Source organism: Paenibacillus sp. PDC88 (assembly GCF_900106725.1).
GTDB lineage: Bacteria > Bacillota > Bacilli > Paenibacillales > Paenibacillaceae > Paenibacillus > Paenibacillus shunpengii.
On record NZ_FNNT01000003.1, the window covers coordinates 239,454 to 254,976 of the forward strand.

A 15,523-nucleotide genomic window follows, 5' to 3' on the forward strand; every position below is an offset into this window, starting at 1 on the left:
TTAGAATTCACCTCGCTTCAAATACAGCACAACCTTGGACCGATCGGTGTCAAATACGGTGTACACACTCTCATAGGTTTCATCACGGTGAACTAGATAATGATCCAGCAGGAGCCGTGCAATATCCATTGTCGAGGACAGAGGGATATTCAGCTCGAACGACTGGAAGGAACGCCCCTTCCACAATACATATTCACAAGCGATACTGCCTGACGATACTTGATAAGCATCGAATGCGGCTTCATACAGTGCTTTGCCATAACTGTATTCGTCCGGATTGAATTTCTTCGCGTAGATGAAATGTCGATGTCCATCTTCAGATTCGTTAGCCGTATGCTCATACAACTCGCCGCGAATGATCGTTGCATTCACCAGCTTGCGGACAAACAGCTCTTCTTGAGACACATGAAGCTGAGTGAGCGGTTCAATCACTTTCTTATCCGACTCAGACCAGTGCTCATAAATTACCGGTACATGCATGTTGTCATCTTTCCCCCATCTTGAGTCTTCTCTTGCCTTGCAGATCAGGCCTCTTGTTTATGCTTAATTTTAAACGTACGAACAGGGGAAGAGGTTACAAAAATTTTCAAAATTTCCTTTAACAACATTTATAAGGATAAGGATCTATGCAAAATTCGGATTGAGAAATCCGAATTGAATGATCACGGATGAAGGTACACTCTTTCCAGCTCACTTGCAGGCAGAGGACGGCTGAAGTAATAGCCTTGAACCTCTCTGCAATTATGCTGGCTGAGAATCTCCAGCTGATCCTTCGTTTCAATCCCTTCCGCAATGACATTCAAATTCAAATGATGCGCCATGTCAATGATGCTGGCAACAATCGCTTTATCACTATCATTGTGAGCAATATCCTGAATAAAGGAACGATCGATCTTGAGCTTGTTGATGGGCAGTTTTTTTAAGTAGCTTAGCGAGCTGTATCCGGTTCCAAAGTCATCCAGACTTATTCTGATGCCCAGATTCGCCAGCTCCTTGAGCACGGTGCTGGACACCTCCGGATTCATCATCAGACTTTCGGTAATTTCGAGCTCCAAGTACTTGGCCTCAAGCCCAGTCTGCTCAATAACATCCTTGATTTGCTGTGTCAGGCTCGAATGATAGAACTGATGAGATGACAGGTTGACGGCTACTGAAATCAGCGGCGCCCCTGATTCATGCCATGACTGCATTTGGCGGCATGCTTCGTACAATACCCTTGACTCCAGCTCCATGATTAATCCGGTATCCTCTGCCACAGGTACGAACATGCCGGGAGGCAGTATGCCCTTTGTCGGATGATTCCACCTTATCAAGGCTTCAACCCCGATAATGGATTCGTCATCAGCCCTTATTTGAGGCTGATAATGCAGTAAGAACTCGCCGCGCTCCAATGCTCTGCGCAAGTCAGCTTCCAGCTCGACCCGCTGCTCCACCTGGGCGTTCAGCTCACAGGAGAAGAATTGGTAGCCGTTCTTGCCATTCTTCTTCACCTCGTACATCGCCGTATCGGCATTCTTCATAAGCTGGATCGCGTCCTTCCCATGGCTGGGAAACACCGTAATTCCGATGCTGGTAGAGACGTAATAGTTATTCCCCTTCATATCATAAGGCTCACTGATTACCGCCATTAACCGTTCAGCCAGCTCCGAAGCATCTGACTCCTCGTTATAGTCGAGCAATAATATGGAGAACTCGTCTCCGCCGATGCGTCCTACCACCACACTCTTGTCCATGGTATGATGGACAATCCTCTTGCTCATCTCCTTCAGAAGGAGATCCCCGTACAAGTGCCCCAGTGAATCATTGATAATCTTAAACCGATCCAGATCCATCACCATGAGCACAAACGGCTGTGTCTCACTATTCTCCCTGTCAATGAGATCCGCAAGCACATTATTAATCAATCGTCGATTAGGCAATCCGGTCAGATCATCGTGAAAAGCTAAAAATTGATTTCTTTCCTTCACTTGCTTCTCAAAGGTAACATCCCTGACGATAATGTAATGGCCTGTAACCTTCCCCTCAATAATGATGGGTACATGCACCATGTTAAGATCAACACGGGTGCCCGCCCGGTTATAGATGACCGATTCATAGCTGAGCTTCTCTCCTGCTACAGATTTCTTATACATTTCCCGGACTCTCTCCCGCTCACTTGGGTCAAAAATCGGAAGAATCTCTTCAATATGCCGGTTCTTCAGCTCTTCTTCTCTTACCCCCGTAATTCGCTCGACAGCAGGATTAAATCCGATGATGTAATGACTCAAATTGACCGAGATTACCCCATCCTGATTGTTATCATATAGGGACTTATACCATCGTTCCTGCTCTCGCCTCTCCTTCTCCTGATTAGAAAATCTTCGTGACACATATAGCCCGATCATAGAGAGACCCAGTGTAAGTAAGGCTCCGCCGGCAATAAGATAACCAAGCCATGTTTGATCCAGCTGAACCCCGGACCGGTTCAAATGAATATGATTCATATCGTACTCGGTTCCCAGCATGCCGATATAGTGCATCCCGGAAATTGCAGCCCCCATGAAGAGTGCACCACCGAGTTTTTTCAAGTACCAGCTCTTCGAGTACTTTGTATTCTTGACAAAATAAAACGAGAACCACAATGCAGCAACCGATGCCAGAAAAGCAACGAGAACAGATAAGACAACAAAAATCCAGTTGTAATAGTGGTCTACAGCCATGGCCTCCATCCCCAAGTAATGCATAGAGGAGATCCCTGCTGCAATGATGCTCGCTCCTAGATATAATCGCGTTCTGGTCAATGATCCATATGCTACAAGGTACAAGGTGACAAAGGAAGCTCCGATCCCGACCACAACAGAAGCCAGAATAAGTGTTAAATCATACGTAACGGTCAGGTGAGTAGAACCGGCCATCGTGCCGACAAAATGCATAGACCACACACCCAGTCCCAAGACAACGGCTCCGTACACAAGCCAGGCTCGGTTTGCCCCCTTCGAACTGCTAAGGGCTCCCGCCAAAGTTAATACGTTGTAGGATGAGACTACAGCGATCAGATATGAGAATAGAACCAGCAATTGGTCAACCGAATGTTCAGTGTATTCCATGAAACTCCCTCTTTCATTTGTCATACGCACCAATGAATAATATATCGTCCAATAAAAAGCAAAAAGTAACATCACGAGTCACCATTTGGTTAACAAAAAGAGCCTTAATTCGTTTAATAACGAACTAAGGCTTCATTAAGGCATACGGACTTTGCTATTGTACCGGTCAAGCGCTTGCTGCTGAATAGCAATGGCTTGCTCCATATTCATGGATTTCAGCTGCTGTATATAGCTCTCAAACTCGGAGAGAGGCTCAATGCCCATAATCATCTTGAGAGACACTTCGTCGACATGCTTGTTGACCTCCTGCATAATGGCAGACAATTCCGCATTCTCTATCTCCGACTTTGGAAGTGCAGGCAGAAGGTGAAGTGAAGCATCCGTATCCGCCCAGATCTGAATCGCCTCCTTCTGTTCAGGCAATGTGTAATACTGCTCCAAATAACGAATGTCCTGCACGAACGGGCCAAAATAGCTGGCACGGGTGTACATCGCGAGCGCCTGTGACGGAGAGAGCTTATCCTTATTGTTCAGGATGAGATCCGTGTATGTCGGATATCCATCGATCATCTCATAGCTCAAGCCTTCAATTCCAAAATTAAACAGCAGATGTCCTTCTTCTCCATATCCGTAATCCAGCATTCGGATCGCAGCCTCCGCATTCTGAATGCTCCCTGAAAGTGCTACACCGCCGCTGATGCCCACCTCAGGAGCCAGCTGCCCGAACTTGGGGCGCATCCCTTCATGTAGGACGGGGTAAGGAGCGGCAATGAGTTCTGCGGAAGGATTCTCTTCTCTGATCTTCGGAAGCCATGTCCCAATGCCCGCTCCTGCATTCCATATCGCTGCTCCGCTCCTCTCCATCGTCATGTTCATATCCTGGGTTTCGGTATCGGTTGTTGCAAAATGCTGGTCAATGAGACCTTCTGCGTACCACGATCGGAACAAAGCCAGGAACTCCTTGTATTCCGGCTCCATCGGACCGAATTTGACGACTCCGTCCTCCATATAGAAGCCTTTTCTTATTCCGTAGGCTCCCACGAAGCCCCCGCCCTCAATTCCGGATAAAGGGTTTGAATTACCAAGAATCGTAAGCGGAGCAGGTACTCCTTTTTGCTCTTTGAAGGCGGTTAGTACGGTATGCCACTCCTCAATGGTCTTCGGGACAGGCAGCTTAAGCTCATCCAGCCAATCCTTTCTTATAATAGGACCCTGATAGGTACGCAGCTTATCCTCTGCCTGAATGAACGGAAAGACGTAATAGCTTCCATCTGCCGTCTTGATTTGACGATCGATTTCAGGGTGGTCTTCTAGAAACTGTTTGAAATGGGGTGCATGCTCCTCGATGAGCTCATTTAATGGGAGGATAATGCCGTCATGAATCGCCTTCTCTGGTCCTCCGGGATAATTCATCCATTCATACTCGATCATATCCGGCAAATTGCCGGATGTGATCATCACATTAAACGCCTCTTTACCTTGATTGAGGGGCGGATTAATAAATGTAAGATTCACCCCTGTTCTCCGCTTCCACTCTTTAAAGAAAGGAATATCCTCCAGATTGGATTTGATACTTGCCGCGTTATTGCTTAGACCTGCCCAATAAGTTAGATCGGCCTCGTCTTCCAGTACATCATCCGAATCCGTATGCTGAAATTCGGCCACACTCAATAGAGAAGATTCGTTTCCCCCTGTATTCATACAAGCCGACAGCATGAGCATGGTTAAAACAGCCAGAGCAGCGATCCACCCTCTCTGATATCGTAGGAGCCGGCATCCCATTCATAGGCCTCCTTTCTAATAGAGCTCTTTATATTTGCCAGGTGTAATCCCTTCATATTTTTTGAACACCCTGATAAATGTTGCGGCATCGTTATATCCTACATGCTTGGAGATTTCATTGATTGAATCCTGCTTGGCAGTCATCATCTGCTTGGCCTGCTCGATCCGATATTTGTGAATGCAGTCAAGCAGGCCTTCTCCTGTATGCGTTCTAAACAGCTTGGACAGATAGCTCCCCTTGAGCTCAAAATGCTCTCCAATTGAATTAACATTCAAATTCATATCCTGGTAATTCTCTTCGATGTAGCTCGTAACCTGTGCCGTTAAACGCACCAGGCTGTCTTCTCTCTCCTGCGTAATGCCGTGTGCTCGCTTGGCTGCAGCATAAGAGCAAACCTCCTTTAACAATGACTCCAGCGCTTCACGCATTTCCTGAAGGGTATCACAATCGGTAATGTGTTCAATGAAGCGTGGATTGCGCTCCACGATGCTCTGATCCACCTCGTTAATCGCCTTCATCATGGTAGCTGCAAGGTTATACATCAGACACCGGGCAATCGTTAAGGACATGACCGGCTTGTTAAAGTTGCGGTCCGTTATTTCTCTCATATAATCGGTTGCCTGATCTAATTCCCCGGCTTTGATCAGATTAATCAGCTGCTGCTCGACCTGAAGCGGATAATAGTAGCCGTATTGATCTTCCAGGGCACCTTCTACCCGGATATTCTCATGCTGAATGATTCCGCTCTTGCCAAGGACCATCTTATATTCCATTGCATCCACAGCCTCTTGATAGGCTGTAGCTATTCCAATCCATGAGCTGTGCTTCCCACTGATGGAGACGGTTATTTCCATCTCATACCGATGAAGGAACTGCTTCGCTTCTGACGCAATGGCATGGAGATCAGCCGCCGCCTCACAAGAATCCGCTTTCAAATTTACGAGGCACACCATCATATCATCTACCTCGGCTACGTATCCAACATGCTGATGCGTATGCACCAGCTCCTCTACCACATTGGAAACAATCAGCTGGATGAGCTTTCTTCGTTCGTTGATATCAATACCCGGCAGCTTCTCATACAAATTCTCTTCATTTTCTACATCAAACAAAATAACAGCAAAATCCTGCGATTGCAGCGGCATGTGAAAGGAACGAAAGGCATCCTCATACGGGACAAGTGTATCGGGTCTGCCCTTCAACAGGCGATTGATCAAGTTGGACCTGAGCACCTGTTCATGCTTGTGCAGCTGCATGCTGATCTCATCATGCTTCGTTCTCGTTTGCAAGACTGCCTCCTGAATAAAACGCAGCTCATTGCCCTCCTGGAGCTCCATCGTTCCAGTATGATCTGTCAATGCACGCACCAGCTGCTGAATCGGCGAATAATTCCTTCTCATAAAAAACCAGGTGATGAGTATCGCACTGATGATGCTCACCGCGATGCTGATATACGTGAAGCTGCGGACATACTCGGCTTTTTCCCAATAGATCCGGCTTGGGATGATGAGCGCATATTTTAGGTCCGATACGGCCGATGGAATGTAGAATATTTCTGATTCCCCCGCTGCTGTTGCGGATAGCTCTACCCGCTGCCCCTTCAGGAATGGAGCAAGCTCCGGTGCATCCGGACGGGTGGACATAAGCACCTCATTATTGTCATTCAGAATGAGCAGCAGGCCTTCATTGAAGCCGGCAATGCTCTCCAGCGGCTTCTGAAACCGGGTCATATCGGCCATAACGACCACGCTTCCGGTATCTCTCCCATTCAAGCCCTTAGGCAGATGTGTTATGTAGGCAATGGATGACGGCAGCTCCGTATTATTTAAATGGGGCAGTACCGTGAACCGGTTTGAGCCGGGAAGCTGAACGGTATCTTTCCATTGCTCATAGGTGAGAGTCCCTGTATCATGCAGCGTTCTAAACGCCGTTTCCATATCCCGGACATTCCCGGAACGGAGGACAGAATGATCGCTGTCCCGGACAATGTAGAACTCGTCGATCGAGGCATAAGATGTCTTGTACAGCTTGAACTGCTGAACTAATTGATAGGAAGTATAGGAAGATTCCTCAGGAGAAATATTGGAGTACATCAGTGTCTGCAGGTTCGAATTCCAGGTCATCTCCATACTCAGACGCTTCATCAGATCAACTTGGTTATCGATCGTATATCTGACTTGCTTCAGAAGCGAATCATTCGCCCGGTCAATCTCGCCCTTCAGTGTATCGCTTGCCTGAAAGTAGATGACAAGACTAATGATGATCGGTATAAAAAGGACTGCCGTGTAAGAAACAAGCCAGGTGACAATGATGCTTTCACGCTTTTGCCACAAATGTTGAATGTTCCTCAATAGTCCATCACCCTATTATTCGTTTTTTTGTGAAGTTCCACTGACTGTGGATTACATTATAACGAAACAAGGCCAGGGACGGAATATACAATAAGTACAATATCATGAGCAAAACGTACAATCCCTTGGAGTCATGATGAAAAAAGAACGCAAACAGCCCGAAGGGCAGCAGTAATACTGTCATTCGGGTGTTGCGCTATATTGTGCTGTATATCCAGTAATGCTAGAATATCCGATGCTTCCAGCCATTCAGCTTGGCGGTCGCCTCAACGAAGAAGTAATCTCCATAGATGAGCGACACGTTGACATTCTCATCCGCAGGACGGTTTCCCGTCCCCTGCAGAAGCATTCCTTCATGAGCGGTGTTGTCCCATGTTCCGTAAGATTGATATAGAGAACCGAGGATATGTTCAGCAGCTGCACGATATCCTCTCCCCTGGGTGTCTCCAAGATGTCCCGCCAGATCGATGAGACCCGAAGCCGCACAGGCCCCTGCCGAACTGTCCCTCGGAATACCACCTTCCTCTTCATCCGCTCTGAAGTCCCAGTAAGGAACCCCATCCTCCGGCAGATGAGCGATGAAGAAATGGGCGACACGCTGTGCAGCGCGAAGATACGTCTCATCACCTGTATGAGTATACGCATTCGTCATCCCGTACAGCGCCCATGCTGCTCCCCGGCTCCAGGCCGACTCCTGAGCTGCCCCTTGGCCGCCGATTGCATCTACCCGCTCTCCTGTCTCCGGGTCAAACCGGACGATGTGATAAGTAGAGCCGTCCTCCCGGATAAATTGTCTCACGACCGTATCCGCATGTGCTCTGGCCACATGCATGAATCTTGGATCGCCGCTCTCCTTCGCAGCCCAGAACAACAGAGAGAGGTTCATGGCGGTATCGACGATCGACCATCCTGTCTTATCCGCTTTCCAAGCTCTAATAAAATTCCCCTTCAGATTGAACCTTCCAGCGAGGAAATTGGCTGCAAACAACCCCCGCCTTGCTCCATCCTTGTCGCCTGTAATCTTGTGCTTGATGACCGCTGTCGGTAGAAACTGAAAGCCCACATCATGATCATAACGGTTCTCCGTCAGGAACAGCTGCTCCATTCGTTCATCCCAGCTCCAGGCGGCATCCTTGTACCGCTGCTCACCCGTCATATCATGCATAATCCACAGAATACCCGGCCAGAAGCCGGACGTCCACCAATCCAGTCTCGTATCATCGTAAATACCGTCACTCTTCGCCACATGAGGACATTTGCCAGCCATCCTGGGAAGCACCGCATCGACCTTTCTACAGATTTGTTCCCATACCGCCTGATTTGCAGCTGTTTGCAATTGCACCATGAACAATCCCTCCATCCGCTGAATTTGGATACTAGCCTTTAAGCGAACCTACCATGACGCCTTTGACGAAAAAGCGCTGCACAAACGGGTACACGCACAGAATCGGTACTGTTGCGACGATAATTGTGGCATATTTAATCGTTTCCCCAATCTGAAAACGGTCTCCGGCTGAGGCGCCGGTGGACATGCTGTCTGTGGAGTTGGCAATCAGAATCTCCCTCAGCACCAGCTGGAGCGGGAACAGCTCCCGGCTCTTAATGAACACCGATGCATAGAACCAGCCGTTCCATTTGTCTACGGCATAATACAGAATCATAACGGCAATGACCGGCATGGACAGCGGAATGATAATGCGGAACAAGATGGTAAAGTGGTTGGCACCATCAATTTTGGCCGATTCCTCCAGACTGTCCGGTATGCCCATAAATGCCGTACGCATAATGATCAAGTTAAACGTGCTGATGCTGAACGGTATAATGGTAGACCAGAGCGAATCCAGCAGTCCGACGCCCTTGACCACAAGATAGAGAGGAATCAGCCCGCCGCTGAAAAACATCGTAAATACGATCAGGAACATAAACACCTTGTTCCACATCACATTTTTGCGTGACAGCACGTACGCCCCAAGAGAAGTCATCAGCAAGTTCACGGTTACCCCCACCACGACAATGAACAGCGTATTCCGAAACCCGAGTCCAATCCCCGGGTTAGCAAGCACGCTTCGATAAGCATCCAGATTAAAGCCTAGCGGCCGCCACAGAATTCCGTCATTCTGCAGCAGCTTTGCCGCATCGCTGAAGGAAGCGAATAGTACATACAGCAAGGGATACAGCGTCGCTGTGACCAGCAGCAGCAGGAATGTATAATTGATGAGATCAAAGATCCGGTCAAACCAGCCAGTTTCCTTTTTCATATCGCTTCACCTCACCATAGGCTGTTATTACTGACTCTTCGGCTAATGTAGTTGGCTGTCACCAGCAGAATCAAATTGATGACGGAGTTGAACAAGCCCACCGCTGAGCTGTAGCTCCATCCGAATTCCAGAAGCCCCTTCCGATAGACAAAGGAGGAGATGACATCGGCTGTCTCATAGGTCACCGGATTGTATAGCAGGATAATTTTTTCGAAGCCGACATTTAGAAGATTCCCCATCCGGAGGATGAGCATAATCGTGATCGTAGGCAGAATGCCGGGCAGGGTAATGTAGAACATCTGCTTCAAACGGTTCGCTCCGTCAATGCGTGCAGCTTCATACTGCTCTTGGTCAATGCTTGTAAGTGCCGCAATGTAGATGATGGATTCCCAGCCGATCCGCTGCCATATTTCGGACAGAATGTAGATCGGCCTGAACAGCTCAGGCTTCTGGAGCATGGCCTGCCCATCATAGCCAAGCCACATGAATAATCGATTGATCAGACCATCCGCATTTGTAAAATCCGTAATAATTCCACAGATCACGACCAGTGAAATAAAATAAGGCATGTACGTAATCGTCTGCACGACCCGCTTGAACCGCCGCTGACGAACCTCATTTATGAGCAGAGCAAGCAATATGGGCATCGGAAATTCAAACAACAGGGAGTACAGGCTGATCAGCAGCGTGTTCTTTAGAATCCGCCAAAAATAGTAGCTGTCAAAAAAATCAATGAAATGCTTCAGACCGACCCAATCGCTGCCGAGAATGCCTTTAATGGGTGTATAGTCTTTGAAAGCAATGACTGCACCGTACATCGGCGTGTAATGAAAAATGAGATAGTACGCGACGACCGGAAGCATCATGAGATAAAGGTATTTATTCAACATGAAATCCCGGATAAACCGGCTTTTGAAAGATCGGGAATGGTCCATGGGGCGGTTTAGTCACCTCATTCTTTTTGAGAGTTTATTGATCTATTTGGTTAACGGTTGTTGTAGCGCTCCAGTGCGGCCATTTGAATCTCGATCGCCCGATCCAGGTTCAGCTGCTTCATCTTCGCTACATAGCTCTCGAACTCATCTACAGGGTCGGTTCCGAGAATGATCTTGATCGTCATCTCGTCCACAAGTGTATTGATATCATTCATAATTGTGGCATACTCGGAGCTCTCCTCCGGGTTCGGCGTAATCGGCGGCAGACTGTACTTCTCTGCATCTGTTTTACTCCAGATTTCTATCGCTTCACGCTGTGTCTCAAGTGCAAGATACTGCTCTATATAGCGTCTATCCTGGACAAAAGGCCCGTTGTAGCTGCTTCGTGCGTACATGGAGATGGCTTGAGCCGGTGCCAGATTGTCCGGGTTCTTGAGCAGCAATTCCGTAAACTGCGGGTATCCGTCTTCCGTCAGATTATAGCTGACACCTTCCTTGCCGAAATTGAAGAACATATGCCCCTCTTCACTGTATCCATAGTCGAGCATCTTCACAGCCAGCTCTGGATTCTCAGACGTTGAAGTAACAGCAACCGTTCCTTCCGACGAATATGCCTGATTTCGCTGTCCAAACATCGGCACCTCGCCCTTGTTTAGGACGGGATAGGGGGCAGCAGCAAGCACAGCGTCCGGATCATTCGCTTCAACGAGCGGCTGCCACTTCCCGATGCCTCCGCCTGTATTACCGACCGTGGCTCCCGTCTCACCGGAAGCCATATTGCTGTCAATCGCTTTCAAATCTGTCGTCGCGACGTTCTTGTCGATCAAACCTTCTGTATACCAGCTGTTGAATAAGCGAAGGTACTCCTTGAAGCCCGGCTCTGCCGGTCCAAATTTCACCTGTCCATCCACCTGATAGAAGCCTCTCGTGACACCGAATGCACCTAGAAATGCACCATTTCCTGAATCATTAAAGAATCTCGGTTTACTGACGACTGAGAATGGAGCAGCAGCACCCTTCTGTTCTTTGAAAGCGCGCAGCGTCGTTGTCCATTCGTCAATCGTCTCTGGAATGGGAAGGCCCAGCTCATCGAGCCAATCCTTACGTATGATGGGCCCTTGGAATACACGCAGGTACTCGTCCTCTCTAATGAACGGAAAAGCATAATAACTGCCGCTATCCGTCTTCACCATCTTGTCAATCTCCGGATGCTCCGAGAGGTACTTCTTCAAATTGGGTGCGTACTTGTCAATAAGCTCATTCAGCTCAATAATGTAACCGTCTTTGATCGCCTTCTCTGGACCCCCCGGAAATCCGAGGAAATTATACTCAATCATGTCTGGCAGATCCCCGGAGGCAAGCATGACATTGAGTGCCTCTTGAGCCTGTCCGGATGGAGGCGCGGTATAGGACAGCGGAACTCCGGTTGCCTTTTGCCACTCCTGAAAAAAAGGAACTTCATCGTGTGTAGCCTTGACTCCTATGAGGTTCCCTGGAAGCTCGCCCCAATAGGATAACGTCACATCGGTTTCGATTGGATATGTCGTCTCTTCCGTGACCACCGGAGCTTCTTGATCTCCTTCATTGGGTTCCTCCGCACTTCCTCCATTTCCAGTACAGCCGATCAATAAGGATGACATCAGCGCCATCACAAGCGTAGAAGCAAACCAACGTTTCATGTACCCAACCCCCACTTTGATTGAATTGAATTGCTGTAGTGACAGATTAATGGATGAAAGCTAGAGCGCGATATGTACAAATCATCAAATGGAGTGTTTATTTTGTTCAACGGAACTGACCATTTCGCAAATGCAATAGACAAAAACGCAAAAAGCGATGGAATGGCTCCTTCGAGAATACCTAGAGGTCACCTAAATTTGCTTCCAAGCGCAATGTTTCTGGCTAACGCGCGTTTCTATCAGGTGCCGGGTGGTAATAATTGAGAAATCGGAACATATTAGGCCCGTACTTGAATAGGAGGATTTGAATATATGAATGACATGAATCAGGAATTTACTGCAGCAGAGCTGCCGAAGAGCCGGGAATCGTTATGGCGTGGAACCGTCTCTCTGCCTTCATTTGAACGATTGTCTGAGAACCTGAACACAGAAGTAACAGTTATTGGTGCCGGTATGACGGGGATTACTACCGCATATCTTCTCGCCAAGGAAGGCTATAAAGTTGTCCTTATTGAGGCAGGCTCAATCCTGGATGGAACGACAGGTCATACGACCGCGAAGATTACTTCCCAGCACAACCTGATTTATCACGAGCTCATTCAACACTTCGGCCATGAACAGGCCAGACTGTATTATGAGGCTAACGAGGAAGCACTGCGTTTTATTCGAAGTGTCATTACCGAAAAAGAAATCGACTGTCAGCTGACGGAAGAGGATGCGTATGTCTATATTCAATCGGAGAATGATCTAAAGAAGCTGAAGGACGAATTCGATGCCTATCAGCAGCTGGCTATTCCCGGTGTGTGGCATGATAAGCTGCCGATTCCGGTACCGGCTGTAGCGGGGATCAGTGTGCCGAATCAGGCACAGTTCCATCCACTCTCTTATCTCAAGAAGCTGGTTGAAGAGCTGATCCACCTCGGCGTTAAGATCTATGAAAAAACGACGGCTGCTGACCTCAAAGAGGAGGATAACAAGGTGACCGTCATGCTGGAAAGAGGCGGCCATCACATTACAAGCGAGCATGTGGTCGTGGCAAGTCATTTTCCGTTCCATGATCCACGTATGTACTTTGCCCGTATGCATGCAGAGCGCTCCTACGCCATTGCTGTGGAGCCGGAAACGGAGTTTGAGGGCGGCATGTATGTAAGCTACGACAAGCCGGAGCGCTCTGTCCGCTCTGCACTGTACAATGGCAAGAAGCTCCTCGTTATTGGCGGAGAGAATCATAAGACGGGTCAGGGAATCAGCACGCACCAGCATTTTGAGGAGCTGGTTCGGTTTGCCGGACAGCATTTTGGTGTGAAGAAGGTCCATTTCCGGTGGTCTGCACAGGATCTAGTCACCATTGACAAGATGCCGTTCATCGGGCCAATTGGCGGAGCTTACGAAAGGGTGCTGGTTGCCACCGGCTTCCGGAAATGGGGGATGACGACGAGCACCGTTGCCGGCAGACTTCTGACGGATCTCATCGTCGGCCGCCACAATCCTTATACAGAATTGTATGATCCCGGCCGGTTCAAGGCAGATCCTTCGATTAAGAACGCCGTAAAGGATAATCTGGATGTAGCCAAGCATCTCATCTCGGGCAAACTGGGTCTCGTTCACAAGAAGATTGAGGATATTCAGCCTGGTGAGGGTGCTGTTGTACGACATGAAGGCAAGCGCGCGGGAGCCTATAAGGACGAATCCGGAACACTGCATCTTGTCGATACGACCTGTACCCATCTGGGCTGTGAGGTGGAATGGAACTCGGGCGAATGCTCGTGGGACTGCCCTTGCCATGGCTCGCGGTTTGCTTATGACGGATCTGTGCTTGAGGGACCTGCAGTGGAGCCTTTACCTAAACTTGATGCACATCAGGCCTAGCGGCTTGTTCAAAATTTCTGGATTGCCTTGTTTCTAATAAGCGAAATCATGGTAGATAGATAGCATGAACTTAAGTGAAAAAAGCTTAAGTTCATAATATCGATAGATAGCATGAACTTAAGTGAAAAAAGCTTAAGTTCATAATATCAATAGATAGCATGAACTTAAGTGAAAAAAGCTTAAGTTCATAATATCAATAGATAGCATGAACTTTTTCAGCTTATGATTAGGAGGCATTTCATATGGATTTACAAACTGGCAAACTCTATTGGCCTGCTACAGTGAGCAGTCCTCCCATCTATCCCCCGCTCACCGAAGATATTCAGTGCGATGCACTGATCATCGGGGGGGGCAGCTCAGGAGCTCAGAGTGCGTATCAGCTTGCGAGACAAGGCCTTCATGTCGTCGTGGTTGATAAACGAACGATTGGAGGCGGAAGCTCAAGCACCAATACGGCATTAATTCAATATGCCGGTGACAAGATGCTTACAGAGCTGGCAGCAGATTTTGGTGAAGAGAAGGCTTCGGCTCATCTGAAGCTCTGCAGACAAGCCATTGACGACATTGAGCAAGCCTGCAGTCAGCTGCCGGATGCAGCTGATTTCGTTCGCAGAGACAGCCTGTACTACGCCTCATCGGAAGCTGATGTACCTGCACTTAAGCAGGAGCATGCTCTACTGAAAAAGCACGGATTCGATGTGGACTTATGGGATGAGAACCAGATTGCAGCGAAATACCCCTTCCGTAAATCCGGCGCCTTGTATTACAGAAACGATGCGGAAATGAATCCGCTGAAATATATTTACGGTTTGTTTGAAGAAGTCAGAGGGATGGGCGGCAAAGTTTACGGAGGAACCGAAATTACCGGCAAGAAGTTCAGTTCAGATGAGGCCGTCTTCTATACCAAGAGCGGACACCAGATTCGCACCAAGTATGTCATCATGGCAGCCGGTTACGAGCAGATGGAGCTGACGCCTAACGCCAATGCCACAATTACCAGCTCGTACGTTGTCATTACGAAGCCTGTTGCTGATCTAAGCAGCTGGTACAAGCGAACGCTTCTATGGGAAACGGCTCGTCCATACATGTATATGAGAACAACACCGGATGATCGAATTATTGTCGGCGGCATGGACCAGGAGACGCATCGATCCGTGAGCAGGGATGCGCACATTGAGTCCGGACGAGATCAACTGATGAAGAATCTGTCCGAGATGTTTCCTGAAATCAAGACCGAACCGGATTACGTGCTTGGTGCCTTCTTTGCCGGAACGCTTGACGGTCTTCCGATGATTGGCCGAAGTGATGAGTACCCGAACTGCTATCACATCATGGCTTATGGAGACAATGGGACGGTATACAATATGACCCTGTCTCGCATTGTCACCGACATGATAACGAAGGGCAGCAGTCCTCACCTCGACTTGTATCTGCGCTCGAAGCCGCCGCGTAAGCAAGCCCAGTAGTAATCAACCGAAAGTAAATAGACCGCCTGCAGCTGCTTGTCCAGTCAGCTGCAGGCGGTCTTTCTTTTGTGCCACACATGATCCCACCTTCGACGG

10 protein-coding genes are annotated in these 15,523 nt (G+C 48.4%); 2 read left to right on the top strand and 8 right to left on the bottom strand.

Features of this window, described 5'->3' with window-relative positions; translation table 11 throughout:
• From BLW49_RS11640 to BLW49_RS11675, 8 genes are all read right to left on the bottom strand, one after another.
• Complete coding sequence (locus tag BLW49_RS11640; RefSeq protein WP_076314424.1) at positions 1-480, bottom strand: hypothetical protein; 480 nt, start codon at positions 478-480, stop codon at positions 1-3.
• 182 nt (positions 481-662) lie between these two features.
• Positions 663-3,086 (bottom strand): EAL domain-containing protein, encoded by a 2,424-nt coding sequence (locus tag BLW49_RS11645; RefSeq protein ID WP_177178718.1) that lies wholly within the window; start codon positions 3,084-3,086, stop codon positions 663-665.
• A 135-nt stretch (positions 3,087-3,221) separates the two neighbouring features.
• Positions 3,222-4,868, bottom strand: coding sequence for an extracellular solute-binding protein (locus BLW49_RS11650; RefSeq protein WP_256209726.1), 1,647 nt, complete (start codon positions 4,866-4,868; stop codon positions 3,222-3,224).
• A gap of 15 nt (positions 4,869-4,883) precedes the next feature.
• On the bottom strand, positions 4,884-7,220 hold the full coding sequence (locus BLW49_RS11655) for a helix-turn-helix domain-containing protein (RefSeq protein WP_090724754.1): 2,337 nt from the start codon (positions 7,218-7,220) through the stop codon (positions 4,884-4,886).
• Positions 7,221-7,443: 223 nt separating this feature from the next.
• Positions 7,444-8,565, bottom strand: coding sequence for a glycoside hydrolase family 88 protein (locus BLW49_RS11660; protein WP_177178719.1), 1,122 nt, complete (start codon positions 8,563-8,565; stop codon positions 7,444-7,446).
• A gap of 31 nt (positions 8,566-8,596) precedes the next feature.
• The gene (locus BLW49_RS11665) at positions 8,597-9,478 is read right to left on the bottom strand and encodes a carbohydrate ABC transporter permease (protein WP_047911344.1); all 882 of its coding nucleotides are present in this window, start codon (positions 9,476-9,478) and stop codon (positions 8,597-8,599) included.
• An 11-nt stretch (positions 9,479-9,489) separates the two neighbouring features.
• Positions 9,490-10,413 (bottom strand): ABC transporter permease, encoded by a 924-nt coding sequence (locus tag BLW49_RS11670; RefSeq protein WP_090724757.1) that lies wholly within the window; start codon positions 10,411-10,413, stop codon positions 9,490-9,492.
• Positions 10,414-10,463: 50 nt separating this feature from the next.
• On the bottom strand, positions 10,464-12,092 hold the full coding sequence (locus tag BLW49_RS11675) for an extracellular solute-binding protein (RefSeq protein ID WP_090724759.1): 1,629 nt from the start codon (positions 12,090-12,092) through the stop codon (positions 10,464-10,466).
• A gap of 312 nt (positions 12,093-12,404) precedes the next feature.
• On the opposite strand from BLW49_RS11675, the gene BLW49_RS11680 reads away from it, so the two are divergent.
• Complete coding sequence (locus BLW49_RS11680; RefSeq protein ID WP_090724761.1) at positions 12,405-13,961, top strand: FAD-dependent oxidoreductase; 1,557 nt, start codon at positions 12,405-12,407, stop codon at positions 13,959-13,961.
• Positions 13,962-14,203: 242 nt separating this feature from the next.
• Positions 14,204-15,427, top strand: coding sequence for an NAD(P)/FAD-dependent oxidoreductase (locus tag BLW49_RS11685; protein WP_090724762.1), 1,224 nt, complete (start codon positions 14,204-14,206; stop codon positions 15,425-15,427).
• The last annotated feature ends 96 nt before the right edge of the window (positions 15,428-15,523 follow it).